Raw genomic sequence first — 15,317 nt, forward strand, 5'->3', positions numbered from 1 at the left:
TGGGGGAGATGAATGAATCGTCATTCATGAAGCTCAGTCTTTTTGTTTTGAAAGTCACTATATTCATACAGAAATATTCTCTATATTTACTATAGCAAACTAGAGGTTTGACATTTATGCTATTCAAGGCATACTATAGTCCAGGGGTCACCTAGCGATTTCTGCAAGAAATCTAATCTACAATTACTAGGGCTTGGGTTAACTAGCGATTTCTGCAAGAGATATATTCTCCACTGATAGGGCTGTAAAAGTTTTTATCGTTTAAAAACTTATTTGGATTTATATATCTTTAGAACATCGTGCTTAAAGATAGGATTTTTTCCATAATAGTAGTATAGTAATAAATGAAAGTTATTTTATAAGCAAAAAGGTGATACTTATGAAAATAGGACGTAATGATAAATGTTGGTGTGGAAGTGGAAAGAAATTTAAACAATGCCACTTACCGATTGAAGAGAAAATTGCTAAACATTATCATCAAGGTGATGAAGTTCCAACACGTGAGCTTTTAAAAACAAAAGAGCAAATTGAAGGAATTCGTCATGCGGGTAAAATCAATACGATGGTACTCGATAAAATTGCAGAAGTTATTAAAGAAGGTATGAGTACGGAAGAATTAAATAAAATTGCTCACGAGTATACAATCGAATTAGGCGGAACGCCAGCCCCATTAAATTATCATGGATTCCCGAAAAGTATTTGTACTTCAATTAATGAAGTTGTTTGTCACGGAATTCCAAGTGACGATGAAGTCTTAAAATCAGGAGATATCGTAAATGTTGATGTTACAACGATTGTTAACGGATATTATGCGGATGCGTCACGTATGTTTATGATTGGTGAAGTTGATGAAGAAAAACAAAAATTAGTCCGTATTGCTAAAGAGTGTTTAGATCTTGGACTTGCTGAAGCAAAACCTTGGGGATACATTGGTGATATTGGAGCAGCTATTTCTGAGCATGCTGCTAAAAATGGGTATACAGTTGTGCAAAACATTGGAGGACATGGGGTTGGTGTTGAATTCCATGAAGAGCCATACGTTAGTCATGTTGGAGTCCGTGGAACAGATTGCTTAATTGTCCCTGGGATGACATTTACGATTGAACCGATGATTAATATGGGAGTCGCTGAAATTGAAGAACATGAATCAGATGGATGGACGATCTATACAGCTGACCGTAAGCCATCTGCTCAGTGGGAGTATACGATCTTAATTACAGAAGATGGAGCTGAAATTTTAGCTTATTAATAAAAATTGAAACACCTCAAAGCAGAAGAACCTGTGATGAGGTGTTTTTTTGATGCCCAAGGTACTGATAAGAAGTATTAATTTTTGTGGGTAAAAAAACACAAAAACATTAGAAATCGTTTACATGAAGTTGAATATATGATAATATCTGTTTGTAAAACTGATAAAATTTTACTAAAAAAGGGGAAGTCAGAATGAAAACATCGCAAGATATTCAAGCACTATTAACGAATCCTGAAATTTTTGAAATTAATCGTTTAAAAGCTCATAGTGACCATCGTTATTATCAAACGTTAGAAGAGGCGATGAATAAATCAGAGATGTCATGGCGTCAATGTTTAAATGGAGAATGGTTATTTAAGTATAGTGAAAATGTTGCGACGCGCCCAGAGGGGTTTGAGGCGTTAGAAGCAGATTGTTCAGATTTTGAAAAAATTTTAGTACCGGGGCATATTCAATTACAGGGATATGATAAACCACACTACGTCAATACACAGTACGCATGGGATGGACATGAAGAATTAAAGCCACCTTATATCCCAGTTAAATATAATCCAACAGCATCATATGTAACTTATTTTGAAGTACCAGCTGAGTGGAATGGACAAAAAGTTTGTATCTCATTCCAAGGAGTGGAGACAGCATTCAACGTTTGGTGTAACGGGGAATACGTTGGATATAGTGAAGATAGTTTCACACCAAGTGAATTTGATTTAACAGAGTATATTAACCGTGAAGGTCAAAATAAATTAGCCGTACAAGTTTATAAATGGTCAACTGGAAGTTGGTTAGAAGATCAAGATTTCTGGCGTTTATCAGGAATCTTCCGTGACGTTTATTTGTTTACTACTCCAACAACTCATATTGAAGATTTATTTGTAAAAACTCATTTAAAAAATAATTATCAAGACGCAACTGTTGAAGTGGAGTTTAATGTAACGGGAGAAGAATCAACCATCGTTGCTAATTTAGTCGATGCACAAGGGCGTAGAGTATCTGCTGGAACGTGTGATGTCATCGATGGAACGGCCACTTTATCGTTAGAAGTTGAACATGCGAATTTATGGAGTGCCGAATATCCTTATTTATATGAGTTACAATTAGAACTAAAAGTGAATGGAGAAGTCGTAGAGGCTGTTTGCCAACGTGTCGGAATTCGTGAGTTTAAAATGATTGATAAAGTGATGTGCATCAATGGAAAACGCATTGTTTTCCGTGGGGTCAATCGTCATGAATTTAGTGCAACATATGGGCGTTCTGTTACAAAGGAAGAGATGGAGTGGGATGTTAAATTCTTAAAAGAGCATAACTTCAACTCAGTTCGTACGTCACATTATCCAAATGCATCGTATTTCTATGAATTATGTGATGAATATGGATTATACATGATTGATGAAACAAATTTAGAAACACACGGAACATGGCAACGTATGGGGGCAGTTGAAGAGAAGGATGTCACTATTCCAAATGGCCGTCCAGAGTTTTTAGAAATCATTTTAGACCGTGCCAAGTCAATGCTTGAGCGAGATAAAAATCATCCAAGTATCGTGATTTGGTCATGTGGGAATGAAAGTTATGGTGGAGAGAACTTATACAAAATGTCACAGTACTTTAGAGACCGAGATAACACACGTTTAGTCCACTATGAAGGCGTGTTCTGGGATCGTCGTTTTAATGATACATCAGATATGGAAAGCCGTATGTATGCAAAAGTGCCAGAAATCCGTGAATTCTTAGATAATAATCCAGAAAAACCATTCATTTTATGTGAGTATACACATGCTATGGGGAACTCAAATGGTGGAATGGATCGTTATATTGAATTAGAAGATGAATATGAAATGTATCAAGGTGGTTTCATTTGGGATTACATCGATCAAGCCTTATGGTCGAAAGATCGTTATGGCAACCCATACTTAGCCTTCGGTGGAGATTTTGGAGATCAACCAACGGATTATAACTTCTGTGTGAATGGAATCATTTATGCAAATCGTGAGGTTTCACCAAAAATCCAAGCGATTAAGGGAGCGTATCAACCATTTGCAATTGAAGTAAAAGATACAGGAGCAGACATCTATAATAAACATTGCTTCACTGATTTAAGTGAGTATGTCATTAAGTGGCAAGTTGAAGAAGGTGACCAAGTGATTGCTAGTGGAGAAACAGTTGAAAAATTAGCTCCATTAAGCAAAGCATTTATTGATTTAGGAATTAATCTAACTTCATCTTCACTTGAACAAGTGGTTACTGTATCAGTTTGTTTAAAAGAAGGGACAGCTTATGCTGAGGCTGGACATGAAATCGCATTTGGACAACGTGTGATTGAAGCGGTGAAAGAAGAAGTAAAACGTGAAGTTAAAGAGTTTAACATCGCTGAGGGGGATGTTAATGTTGGAATTAATGGAGATGGGTTTGAAGTTATCTTTGCGAAAAACTTAGGACGTATCGTTTCATTAAAATACGATGGAGTTGAATATATTCATCAACCCAACTTATCGTTAATGCCAAGTTTCTGGCGTGCATCAACGGATAATGACCGCGGAAATCAAGCCCCAGTTCGTATGGCACAATGGAAATTAGCAAGCCTATATGCCTTCCATGAAAATATGGAAATTAACCGTCGTGTTGATGGATTAGAAGTTATCTTTACTTACAATTTAAATACAATGCCTGTTTCACACGCAGCTGTTAAATACTTCATTAACTCTTATGGACAAATTCATATCACAATGAGCTACAATGGGGTTGAAGGATTACCCAACATGTTCAAGTTTGGGATGGATTTAGCAATCCCAGCTGATTTTGATACGTTAACTTGGCGTGGATTTGGACCAGATGAAACATATGCAGACCGTGAATTTGGAGCACGCCTTGGAACATTCACTAATAAAGTGGTTGATAATGTAGCGGGATATGTTATTCCACAAGCATGTGGTAATCATACAGGAGTACGCTTTGCTACTGTAACAAATGAAGAAGGAAAAGGATTACGCATCAGTGGAGAAACACCATTAAGCTTCAGTGCGCTTCCGTATTCAGCCCATGAATTAGAAGCTGCTTACCATCACTATGAATTACCACCAGTACACAAAACAGTATTATCTATCAACTTAAAAGAAATGGGAGTTGGAGGCGATGATTCTTGGGGGGCTCGTCCAGAAGAATGCTTCGAAATTCCAGCAAACCAAAACTATGAATTTAGCTTTGTCATTGAAGCGGCAAAATAATTTTAAATATCACATACTTAAAACATACAAAAAATGTGCGATCTCATTTTTAGATTGCACATTTTTTCTTTATACAGTTATTCACACACTCAATTGATTTGTACATGAAAATATGATTGAGGATTGTTATCTATCAAGAATTGGGATGGTCGCAGAAGTTTGCGATACGTTTTCTTTGAACGAGTCGTTATTATAAGGAATATGATTTTATTAGAAGATGGCAGTTATGTGTCAGAAAGGATTGTGATTTTGATGAGAATGTATCAGGTTCAATTTCATTCGATTGAAGATGTTAAAGCGTTTGTTAATATTGCGAACCACTATGGCTATGAAATTCAATTGCAACGAGATGCATATCAAGTAGATGCTAAATCGATTTTAGGGGTATTAAGTTTAGGTATTGGAGTACCTATGACTGTTCGTGCACATACGTTGAATGCTTCGGTATTAAAGGGTGAGTTAACACCTTACTTAATTTAAGATGTTACTGTTAATAGACATTTTTAGACAAATGAAGTGCTCATTAAAAGGGACATGTGTTAAACATGTCTTTTTTATTTTAGTAAGATGGGAATTTGTAAGATTGTTTGAAATGAAAAGATAAAACAGTTTATATTATTATTTTTTTTCGTAAATATTAAGCACAATATTATTAAAATATGCTAAAATGTAATCGTTACCATTATGAGTGAGAGAAATGATCACCGAAGGTAAAATGATAGGATAGATAGGAATTGATTGACAAATGTTTTCTGATAAGTGTAAAAAATCAATGCCGTTGTCTATCATGAGAAAAAGTTAAAGATTAGTAGTAAAATGAACTATTCAGTGAAGATTATTTAAATTGTGAGGGGGAAGTATTGAATGAAAAAAGTAATGTCAATCTTATTAGCAACTGGATTATCTGTAGCGGGATTAGTAGGGTGCAGTAATGATGCACCAAAAGATGAAAATAAGGTACAGTCAACAGATGATGGAAAAACAGTCGTTAAATTATGGTTAGATTATGATGAATATGCAGAGGCTTTAGAAGAGGCAGTTGAAGCAAAATACCCACAGTATGATATTCAGTGGGAGCATGTGGAGTCGACAGATACTCGTACAAAATTAGAGTTAGATGGTCCAGCGGGGGTAGGGCCAGATATCTTCATTCAGCCACACGATGGAATGGCTCAATCAATTCAATCACAAATCTTATTACCCTTAGGTGAGAAGTTAACAAGCCAAGTTCAGGAGCGTTTCATCGAGGGATCAGTACAAACAGTTGAGTTTGACGGAACGTATTATGGGGTTCCACTATCAACTGAATCAGTTGCATTTTTCTATAATAAAACATTATTAGATAAATATGGATTTGAAGTAGCGGAAACTTGGGATGAGATTAAAGCTCAAGGGGACGAATTTAATAATACAGCAGAAAATAAATTTATCATTCGAATGGAAACAGGAAATTCATATACGATGCATTTCTTCTTAACTGCATTTGGATATGAATTATTTGGACCAGATCATAATGATCCAGAAAAAATTAACTTTAATACTCAAGAGGTTATTGATGGATTAACTTATTATCAATCAATGAGACAATATTTAGATGTCCCTTACGCTGACTTAACAATAGATACTGTTGAAGTTGAATTTGCTAAAGGAACAGTTCCTTATATTATTGTTGGACCATGGGCGATTTCTGAAATTCAAAAAAATGCTGATTTTGAATGGGGAATTACAACTATTCCAACAATTAATGGTAATCAGCCTGTTACATTCTCAGGAAATATTATTGCGTGTATGAGCTCTTATACAAAAAATGCTGAAGCAGCTCGTGAAGTGTTAGAATTTATGGTTTCTGATGAAGGATTAGAAATTCTTTATAAAGTTCGTGGATCTATTCCGGCTTTAAAAGATCCAAGTGTTATCGATGGCCTTTCTGATGATCAGTATGTAATGGGGATCTTAGAACAAGCTCAGTTCTCTGAGGCAATGCCAAGTATTCCTGAAATGGCAAGCTTTTGGACACCAGCGGAAACATTATATCGTTCAGTTTGGGAAGGTTTAGCAACTCCTGAAGAAGCAGCAGCTAAAGCGTTAGAAGATTTTAATGCAGCATTAGAATTAACAAAATAATGAAGAAGAGGGCAACCGTCCTCTTTTTTCATGACTAAAAAACTGAGACTCTTACCATCGAGTCTCAGTTTTTCTCTATTTTAAAATTTTTACCCAATGATAGGGATCTTCAACTCGACCCCATTGAATGCCAGTTAATGTATCATATAATTTTTTAGTTAATTTTCCAGTTTTAAAATCATTGATTATTACTGTTTCATCTTTGTAATGAAGCTCTCCGATAGGTGAAATAACGGCTGCTGTCCCCGTTCCAAAAGCTTCTTTTAAAGCGCCAGTTCGTCCCGCTTCCATGAGTTCATCAATACTTAAATGACGTTCTTCAACAGTTACTCTCCAATCTTTTAAAAGAGTAATGATTGAATCACGAGTGACACCAGGTAAAATAGAACCTTCTAGTGGGGTCGTTACAACGGTGTCATTAATTAAAAACATAACATTCATTGTTCCCACTTCTTCAACGTATTTTCGGTGAACACCATCTAACCAAAGCACTTGGGTATAACCATTTTGTTCAGCTTTGACTTGAGCCGCGATACTTGCTGCATAGTTACCTCCGCATTTAGCAAAACCAGTTCCTCCTTTGACAGCTCGTACATATTCATCTTCAACCCAAATTTTTACTGGATTGACCCCTTCAGGATAGTAGTCACCGACAGGTGAAAGGATAACGACAAATTTATATTTTTTCGCAGGATGTAATCCAACTCCTGACTCTGTTGCAAAGCAGAATGGGCGAATATAAAGTGATGTTCTTGGTTCTTTTGGTACCCAGTCTTGTTCGTATTTGACGAGTTCTTCAATTCCCTTTAAAAATAAATCAACTGGAACAGGAGGCATACAAAGACGCTCATTTGATTTAATTAAGCGTTGTGCATTAATTTCTGGACGGAATAGGGCAATGCTCCCATCAGTATGTCGATAAGCCTTTAACCCTTCGAATGTTTCTTGGGCATAGTGTAAGACCATGCAAGCAGGATCCATTTCAATCGGTCCGTACGGTATGATTCGTCCATCGTGCCAACCGATTCCTTCCGTATAATCAATGACTAACATATGGTCAGAAAAATGACGACCAAATCCTAATTTTGTCTCAACTGGTTTTTCTTTTAATTGTTTTGCGCGTTCGATTTTAAATTCCATGCACATTTCTCCCTTCTATTAGTTAGGTGGTTATACCTTTTTTAGAGGAGGATGACAAGATTAAAATTCATTTAGTCTGCAATATTTTCAACACCCTTGTACATAAAATAGATTTCATGATCATGGAATTTATTTTTATGATAGAAATCAGCGACAATCAGATTATTTGTCATTAAAGTTAACCCAGCCAATTTTTGTTCTTTTGAATATTTAGTCATATATTTGAGTAACTTTGAACCGTATCCCCGTTGTTGTGAGTCTGGATCAATAAAGAATTCATCAATAAAGAGCTCATCTTTATACCACCATGTTCGTTCATGGCAAAGTGCAGCCCCAATTAGTTCTTCCTCATCATTTAAAAGAAGAAATCCAACAAAGCGTGGAATCTGACTTAATTCTGCAATATATTTTTTTGATTTTATTTCTGACCAATGACATCCCCATTGCTCATTGTTATAAACCTTTTGTAAAAGTTCTGCGCATTCCTCTAAATACTCGGCCTCATAATAAGCAATTCGCATTTATAGTCCCTCCCTTCTTCTGTCTATTGCTAACATATGAGATAAAGAGATGAATTATTAACTATATAGAAGTAGAAATGTACTTTACAATTCTATATCAGTCTTAGTTGGTTATTCCCTTTGATACGTAGGCATTCTGTAGTCCAGAGGTTCCTAGCATTTTCGAAGAAAATGTCTCTTCAACTGCTAGGGCTTGGGTCACCTAGCGATTTCTGAAAGAAATCTAATCCTCAACTGCTAGGGCTTGGGTCACCTAGCGATTTCTGAAAGAAATCTAATCCTCAACTGCTAGGGCTTGGGTCACCTAGCGATTTCTGAAAGAAATCTAATCCTCAACTGCTAGGGCTTGGGTCACCTAGCGATTTCTGAAAGAAATCTAATCCTCAACTGCTAGGGCTTGGGTCACCTAGCGATTTCTGAAAGAAATCTAATCCTCAACTGCTAGGGCTTGGGTCACCTAGCGATTTCTGAAAGAAATCTAATCCTCAACTGCTAGGGCTTGGGTCACCTAGTGATTTCTGAAAGAAATCTATTCTTCAACTGCTAGGGCTTGGGTCACCTAGTGATTTCTGAAAGAAATCTAATCCTCAACTGCTAGGGCTTTAGTTTTTAAGATGTAAAAAACTTATCTGGACTTATATATTTACTAGGTGAAACAGTCAACATGTAAGATTAAGTGGACTTTGATGAATGGAGTAAAAAGTGCATAGTAAAAGGGCTGTCTCATGTTGAGGCAGCCCTTTTGGGTTATTTTGTGAATGTGAATGTTGTGCTTTGTGAGTAAGCTTCACCTGGTTTTAAGAGTTGTGATTCAAAATCAAATGGGACCAAGTGTGTTTCAAAACAAGCGCCTAAATGGCGTTCTCCGTGACGGCCATTTTCAAAGACTAAATCTTCAGTTAAGAAGTTACCAGCGTAAAATTGCATAGAAGGCGATGTTGTTGAAACTTTTAATGTACGATTTGATGTTAAATCTTTAAATGTTACGACATCTTTCGTATCCGATAATAGGTATAGGTGATCGTATCCCGATGCTTTTTCGAATAATGGTAATACTTCTTTTGTTTCAGGATTGACGATAGTCGGTGTATTGAAATCGAATAATGTGTTAGAAACAGGGATTAACTTTTCAGTAAACGATAAGTTATCATCGATTTCAGCGATATAATCTGCTTTAATTTGAAGTTCGTGATTATAAATGTTTGTGCTTAGATTACCAGATAGGTTAAAGTAAGCATGCTGTGTTAAGTTTACAATGGTATCTTGATCCGTTGTTGCCTCGTAAGACACGATGAAACTGTTCTGTTCTAATGTATAGCGAACTTTGACACTTAAGTTTCCGGGGAAGCCTTCTGCTTGATGTGGAAGAACCGTTGTTAACTCGTATCCTGAATCAACTTCAGTAACTTCAAAATCAGCATAAGTTAAGCACTGTGCCCCACCGTGTAAGTTATTTGGTCCATTGTTTAAATCTAATTGATAAGTTTGCCCATTAATCGTAAATTGCCCATTTTTAATTCGATTTGAAGTGCGTCCAATAATGGCATTTAAGTAGCATCCATTATTAAAGTAGCTTTCGATATGATCGTAGTTTAAGACTAAGTTTTGTTCATATTGGTCCTCAGCCATTGCAATTTTAGTGAGCACTCCACCGATGTTTAAAAATCGAACTTCTAATGCTTCATTTTTCATGCTGTATTCAATGACATTAACACCATTGAATGTCCCTTTTTCTAATTTTTTGTAAGTAACCATTTAAAATTTCCCCCTCATCTGATGGTTATAAACTACTTGCTCGCTTAATTAATCGTGTTGGAATGGTAACCTTTTTAGCAATTTCACGATCGTTATTAATACGTTCTACAAGTAAATCTAGTGCAGTTTCACCCATGTGTTTTGTATTCATATCAATTGTTGTTAATGATGGAATGGTATATTGTGATAATGAGATATTATCGTAACTAATGATTGAAACAACATCAGGCACTTTAATATTATTTTCGTTTAATGCTTTTAAGCAGCCAATAGCCATGGCATCTGAAGCGACGATATAAGCATCTAATAATTTTCCTTGTTTAATAATCTCCGACATAATTTCATATCCTGAATCTGCCGTGAAAGCCCCCAAATAAACATTGTTCTGATTGAATGATTTAAGCTTAGACATTTGATTAATGTAAGTTGTTAAACGAATATCTAATAATTCTTGTCCATCTAATGTTTTTTCAATTCCACAGATGAAACCAATTTTTTTCAGTTCTAAATCAAGTAAATAAGAAATGATATCTTTCGTGGCCTCTTTTAAATCGGCCATTACGACATCAATGTTGTAATGTTTAGAGTAACAATCCACTAAAACAAGGTGTTGGTTTAGTGTGTGAAGCGTTTGAATTTCCTCTTCACTGTACTTTCCTAATGCGATTAATCCATCTAAATTCATCGCTGAGATATCATCAAATGATTTCATAGGTAAGTAGATTTTTTGTAAGTTGATATTATGTAATTGGCAATGATTTTCGATAGCTAAACGAATGGACATGTAGTAAGGGTCAGTAATTTCCTCAGCCACTGAGTACCAATAAACAAGTCCAATTGTTAAGGTTATATTTTTTTTGCTTGATTTATTACGTTTGCTTAATGGAACGTAATTTAATTTCTCAGCTGTTGCCATAATTTTTAATCTTGTTTCATCCGATACGTTGAAATTTTTATCTTGGTTTAATACACGTGAAACTGTTGTAATTGAAAAACCAGTTAAATCGGCAATATCTTTAATTTTAGCCATTTGTGATAGCCTCCCTTCGTAAAAAAATGAATGCGTTCATCATTGTTTCGTTTATTATTTTATCATTAAGTTTCATAAAATAAAACAGCATCAACTCAACAAATTCTGAAAAATGTAAGGGTTTTAAGAAAGTTCTATTGATTTTTTTACTAAAAAAGTATAGAATTTTAGTATAGCGATCAGATGAGAGTCAATCAGAGAATGAATAAACATAGAGAGGAAGATTAAAGAATGAATATTGAAAATTTAAAATCAGCATTTGAAAAGGTATTTGGGGAAAATGAAAATACAAAATTATTTTTCTCACCGGGACGTGTTAACTTAATTGGGGAACATATTGATTATAACGGGGGATGTGTTTTCCCATCTGCGATTACTTACGGAACATATGCCGTTGTTGCACCTCGTGAAGATCAAAAAGTACGCTTATACTCAGGGAACTTTGAGGACCGAGGAATCATCGAGTTCGATTTAACTGATTTATCACATGCAGATGATGAGCACTGGAGTGTTTATGTCAAAGGTGTGATGGTGCAATTTAAAGAAGTAGGATTTGAAATTCCAACTGGATTTGATGCATATGTTTACGGAACCATTCCAAACGGTTCAGGACTATCATCATCAGCTTCGCTCGAATTACTAGTTTCTCAAATTTTAAAAGAATTACATGGATATGACATTTCAATGATCGATATGGTGAAATTATCTCAAAAAGCTGAGAACGTTTATGTTGGGGTGAACTGTGGAATCATGGATCAGTTTGCTATCGGAATGGGGAAAAAAGATTACGCGATTAAGTTAAATACCAATGATTTAAGCTATGAGTATGCAAAGGCAAATTTAGGAGAACATTCTATTTTAATCATGAATACGAATAAAAAACGCGAGTTAGCGGATTCAAAATATAATGAGCGTCGTCAAGAATGTGACGCGGCATTAGAGTTATTAAAAACAGTAGTAGATATTAACTTCTTATGTGATTTAACAGTTGCTGAATTTGATCGTGTATCAAATGTGATAAATAAAGATGTTTTATATCGCCGTGCTAAACATGCTGTTACTGAAAATGAACGTGTAAAATTAGCGATTGAAGTATTAGCAAGTGGAGATGTACATCGATTTGGAAAATTATTAAATGAATCACATAAATCATTACGTGATGATTATGAGGTTACAGGTAAAGAGTTAGATACAATTGTTGAATTAGCGTGGGCGCAAGAGGGTGTATTAGGAGCACGTATGACGGGTGCTGGATTTGGTGGATGTGCCATTGCGTTAGTTCGAAATGATGCAGTAGAAGCGGTTAAAGAAGCAATCGCTAAGGGATATAAAGAAGCAATCGGTTATGATGCTGAGTTATATGTAGCAACGATTGGAGACGGAACAAAAACATTAGCTTAGTTGACATAAGGGGAGAGTAGAGCATGAATATCAATTATGAAATTAATCGTTTAATCAGTTTTGGATTACAGCATCACATGATTGAAGAGGCAGATTTATTATACGCTGCCAATAAAATCATTGATATTTTAAGAGTTCCATCGTTTGAATATGAAGCGGTGGAACTACCATCAATGGAAAACCCAAGTGAAATTTTAGGGGCTATCTTAGATTATGCAGCATCAAATGGAGTGCTTGAGTGTGACAGCGTGGATCATCGTGATTTATTAGATACTAAAATCATGGATTGTTTAATGCCACGTCCATCTGAAGTGATTAAAACATTTAACAATCTTCATGCTCAAAATCCAGAAGAAGCAACAAAGTATTATTATGATTTAAGCAAAGCTTCAAACTATATTCGCGTCAGCCGTGTAGCTAAAAACTTAAGCTGGAAAACAACAACCCTATACGGGGATTTAGATATTACGATTAACTTGTCAAAGCCTGAAAAAGATCCAAAAGCCATCGCTTTGGCAAAAAGCTTACCAAGTTCAAACTATCCAAAATGTTTATTGTGTAAAGAAAACGTTGGTTATGCTGGAACATTAAATCATCCAGCTCGCCAAAACCATCGTATTATTCCATTAGAATTAACGAATGAAGAATGGTTCTTACAATACTCACCATATGTTTACTACAATGAACATTGCATCGTTTTAAAAGGTGCTCATGAACCAATGAAAATTTCTCGTTTAACATTTGAGCGTTTATTACAATTTGTTGATCAATTTAAACACTACTTCCTAGGTTCAAATGCGGATTTACCGATTGTTGGAGGATCGATTTTAACACATGATCACTTCCAAGGGGGAGCTTATCAGTTCGCAATGGAAACAGCACCGATTTTAAAAACATTAAATGTTTTAAACTTTAAAGATGTTGAAGTTGGATTTGTTAATTGGCCATTAAGTGTCTTACGTTTAAAAGGTGAAAATCGTGAGCGCCTTGTTGAACTAGGAGAAATCATTCTAAACACATGGCGTGAGTACAGTGATGAGGCATTAGGTATTTTTGCCCACACAGATGGGGTGCCTCATAATACGATTACACCAATCGCACGTTTTAAAAACGGAAAATACGAGTTAGATTTAGTGTTACGAAATAACCGTACATCAGACGAGCATCCAGATGGAATTTATCATCCACATGCTCACTTACATCATTTAAAGAAAGAGAACATAGGTTTAATTGAGGTCATGGGATTAGCTGTTTTACCAGGTCGTCTTAAAGACGAGTTAGAAGTAGTGAAACAAGCGCTAGTTGCTCGTGATGCGAATATGTTAGAGGAAGCAGGACTTGAAAAGCATCTTCCTTGGTTAAATGAAATGCTAACACGCTACGAATCAGTAGCATCTGATGAAGCTATGTCTGTTATTGAAACTGAAGTTGGACAAAAATTTGTTGAAATTTTAGAGTGTTGTGGTGTATATAAATTAACAGATGAAGGATTAGAAGGTATTCAACGTTTTATTAATACTATCAATCGTTCATTATAAGGAGGAAGAGAAATGAAGGTTTTAGTAACAGGTGGAGCAGGGTATATTGGATCTCATGCTGTATATGCTTTAATTGAACAAGGACATGAAGTTGTTGTTGTTGATAATTTAGTCACAGGACATCGTCAAGATGTTCATAAAGATGCAACTTTCTATCATGGAAGTATTGCAGATTATCGTTTTATGACAGAAGTGTTACGTAAAGAAAAGGTAGATGGAGTCATTCATTTTGCGGCTTATTCATTAGTTGGTGAAAGTATGACAAATCCTTATAAATATTATGATAATAATATGAGCGGAACTAATGTTTTATTAAAAGCGATGGTTGACTGTGGCGTTAATAACATCGTCTTCTCATCAACAGCGGCAACATATGGAGAGGCACAAAATATTCCAATTTTAGAAACGGATCCAACAAATCCAACAAATGTTTATGGAGAAACAAAATTAGCGATGGAGCGTATGATTAACTGGTATCATAAAGCTCACGGGGCAAACTATGTGTCATTACGTTATTTTAACGTAGCGGGAGCTCATCCATCGGGGGTAATCGGTGAGAAACATGATCCAGAAACTCACTTAATTCCAATCATTTTACAAGTTGCATCAGGACGACGCGAAGCAATTAATGTCTTCGGAGATGATTATGACACAGCAGATGGAACTTGTATTCGTGACTACATCCACGTTTGTGATTTAGCAGAGGCACATATTTTAGCGATGCAATATTTAGTTAACGGTGGAGCTAGTACCATTTGTAACTTAGGAAATGGAGAAGGATTCAGTGTTCTTGAAATGATTGAAGCGGCACGTGAAGTAACGAAGCATCCAATTCCGGCAATTATCTCACCGCGTCGTGCAGGTGACCCAGCTAAATTAATCGCATCTAGTGCAAAAGCACAAGAAATTTTAGGATGGACACCAAAACATCCAGCTGTTAAAGATATGATTGCAAGTGCTTGGGCAGTTGAAAAACAAAAAATGAAACAATAGAAAAGTCATTCGATAGCATCCATTATTGGGTGCTATTTTTGTTTATATAAGTCCAGATAAGTTTTTTACATCGTAAAAACTTTTAGATCCCTACTAGCAGTGGATACATTTTCTTCGAAAATGGCAGGTGTGGCCCCTGGACTATAGTCTGCATTTCACGGCATAACTATCAAACATTTAGAGTGTTGTAGCCAATGTAGATTTTATTTCTGTTTGTATATAGGTAAAATTTTATTTTCATCAAGATGTTGACCTTGGCTTCATTAAAACTAAAATAAGGAGTCAAATTTTTGAGGTGTAAAAATCATCGCTACTACTATGGATGGTTCTTGTAAAATA

Annotated in this window: 11 protein-coding genes; 7 read left to right on the forward strand and 4 right to left on the reverse strand. The window is 35.6% G+C overall.

Translation table 11 applies throughout. The features are described 5' to 3' along the window. Positions 1 to 379: 379 nt before the first annotated feature. The 4 genes from J0J69_RS12165 (at position 380) to J0J69_RS12180 (ending at position 6,600) form a co-directional block, all read left to right on the forward strand. Positions 380 to 1,249: a methionyl aminopeptidase gene (locus J0J69_RS12165; protein ID WP_212724897.1), complete on the forward strand. Its 870-nt coding sequence runs from the start codon at positions 380 to 382 to the stop codon at positions 1,247 to 1,249. A 194-nt stretch (positions 1,250 to 1,443) separates the two neighbouring features. Further along, positions 1,444 to 4,476, forward strand: a complete 3,033-nt coding sequence (gene lacZ, locus J0J69_RS12170; RefSeq protein WP_212724896.1) for a beta-galactosidase, LacZ type — start codon at positions 1,444 to 1,446, stop codon at positions 4,474 to 4,476. Between the two features lie 252 nt (positions 4,477 to 4,728). Beyond that, a complete protein-coding gene (locus J0J69_RS12175) occupies positions 4,729 to 4,956 on the forward strand; it encodes an HPr family phosphocarrier protein (RefSeq protein ID WP_055244983.1) in 228 nt (75 codons plus the stop codon). Between the two features lie 384 nt (positions 4,957 to 5,340). Next, positions 5,341 to 6,600, forward strand: coding sequence for a sugar ABC transporter substrate-binding protein (locus J0J69_RS12180; RefSeq protein WP_212724895.1), 1,260 nt, complete (start codon positions 5,341 to 5,343; stop codon positions 6,598 to 6,600). Between the two features lie 75 nt (positions 6,601 to 6,675). On the opposite strand, the gene J0J69_RS12185 is transcribed toward J0J69_RS12180, so the two are convergent. The 4 genes from J0J69_RS12185 to J0J69_RS12200 form a co-directional block, all read right to left on the reverse strand. Beyond that, the gene (locus J0J69_RS12185) at positions 6,676 to 7,740 is read right to left on the reverse strand and encodes a branched-chain amino acid aminotransferase (RefSeq protein ID WP_212724894.1); all 1,065 of its coding nucleotides are present in this window, start codon (positions 7,738 to 7,740) and stop codon (positions 6,676 to 6,678) included. Positions 7,741 to 7,811: 71 nt separating this feature from the next. After that, the gene (locus tag J0J69_RS12190; RefSeq protein WP_055304922.1) at positions 7,812 to 8,261 is read right to left on the reverse strand and encodes a GNAT family N-acetyltransferase; all 450 of its coding nucleotides are present in this window, start codon (positions 8,259 to 8,261) and stop codon (positions 7,812 to 7,814) included. A gap of 747 nt (positions 8,262 to 9,008) precedes the next feature. Continuing rightward, positions 9,009 to 10,016, reverse strand: a complete 1,008-nt coding sequence (locus tag J0J69_RS12195; protein WP_212724893.1) for an aldose epimerase family protein — start codon at positions 10,014 to 10,016, stop codon at positions 9,009 to 9,011. 25 nt (positions 10,017 to 10,041) lie between these two features. Then, positions 10,042 to 11,046 carry a LacI family DNA-binding transcriptional regulator gene (locus tag J0J69_RS12200; protein ID WP_055243343.1) on the reverse strand — a complete coding sequence of 335 codons (1,005 nt, stop codon included), beginning with the start codon at positions 11,044 to 11,046 and terminating at the stop codon, positions 10,042 to 10,044. Positions 11,047 to 11,277: 231 nt separating this feature from the next. Between J0J69_RS12200 and J0J69_RS12205 the strand changes: the two genes are divergently transcribed. From J0J69_RS12205 to galE, 3 genes are read left to right on the forward strand one after another with little or no spacing between them, the layout of a single operon-like run. Continuing rightward, a complete protein-coding gene (locus J0J69_RS12205; protein WP_212725451.1) occupies positions 11,278 to 12,447 on the forward strand; it encodes a galactokinase in 1,170 nt (389 codons plus the stop codon). 23 nt (positions 12,448 to 12,470) lie between these two features. Beyond that, positions 12,471 to 13,985, forward strand: a complete 1,515-nt coding sequence (gene galT / locus J0J69_RS12210) for a UDP-glucose--hexose-1-phosphate uridylyltransferase (RefSeq protein ID WP_212725452.1) — start codon at positions 12,471 to 12,473, stop codon at positions 13,983 to 13,985. 12 nt (positions 13,986 to 13,997) lie between these two features. Next, positions 13,998 to 14,978 (forward strand): UDP-glucose 4-epimerase GalE, encoded by a 981-nt coding sequence (gene galE / locus J0J69_RS12215; RefSeq protein ID WP_055276963.1) that lies wholly within the window; start codon positions 13,998 to 14,000, stop codon positions 14,976 to 14,978. Positions 14,979 to 15,317: the final 339 nt, after the last annotated feature.

Source organism: Turicibacter bilis (assembly GCF_024499055.1).
Taxonomy (GTDB): Bacteria; Bacillota_I; Bacilli_A; order MOL361; family Turicibacteraceae; genus Turicibacter; species Turicibacter bilis.

Bases quoted from the DNA above. Each gene is read 5' to 3' on its own strand.
- J0J69_RS12165 (WP_212724897.1), top strand. From the start codon at position 380: ATGAAAATAGGACGTAATGATAAATGTTGGTGTGGAAGTGGAAAGAAA.
- lacZ (WP_212724896.1), top strand. From the start codon at position 1,444: ATGAAAACATCGCAAGATATTCAAGCACTATTAACGAATCCTGAAATT.
- J0J69_RS12175 (WP_055244983.1), top strand. From the start codon at position 4,729: ATGAGAATGTATCAGGTTCAATTTCATTCGATTGAAGATGTTAAAGCG.
- J0J69_RS12180 (WP_212724895.1), top strand. From the start codon at position 5,341: ATGAAAAAAGTAATGTCAATCTTATTAGCAACTGGATTATCTGTAGCG.
- J0J69_RS12185 (WP_212724894.1), bottom strand. From the start codon at position 7,740: ATGGAATTTAAAATCGAACGCGCAAAACAATTAAAAGAAAAACCAGTT.
- J0J69_RS12190 (WP_055304922.1), bottom strand. From the start codon at position 8,261: ATGCGAATTGCTTATTATGAGGCCGAGTATTTAGAGGAATGCGCAGAA.
- J0J69_RS12195 (WP_212724893.1), bottom strand. From the start codon at position 10,016: ATGGTTACTTACAAAAAATTAGAAAAAGGGACATTCAATGGTGTTAAT.
- J0J69_RS12200 (WP_055243343.1), bottom strand. From the start codon at position 11,046: ATGGCTAAAATTAAAGATATTGCCGATTTAACTGGTTTTTCAATTACA.
- J0J69_RS12205 (WP_212725451.1), top strand. From the start codon at position 11,278: ATGAATATTGAAAATTTAAAATCAGCATTTGAAAAGGTATTTGGGGAA.
- galT (WP_212725452.1), top strand. From the start codon at position 12,471: ATGAATATCAATTATGAAATTAATCGTTTAATCAGTTTTGGATTACAG.
- galE (WP_055276963.1), top strand. From the start codon at position 13,998: ATGAAGGTTTTAGTAACAGGTGGAGCAGGGTATATTGGATCTCATGCT.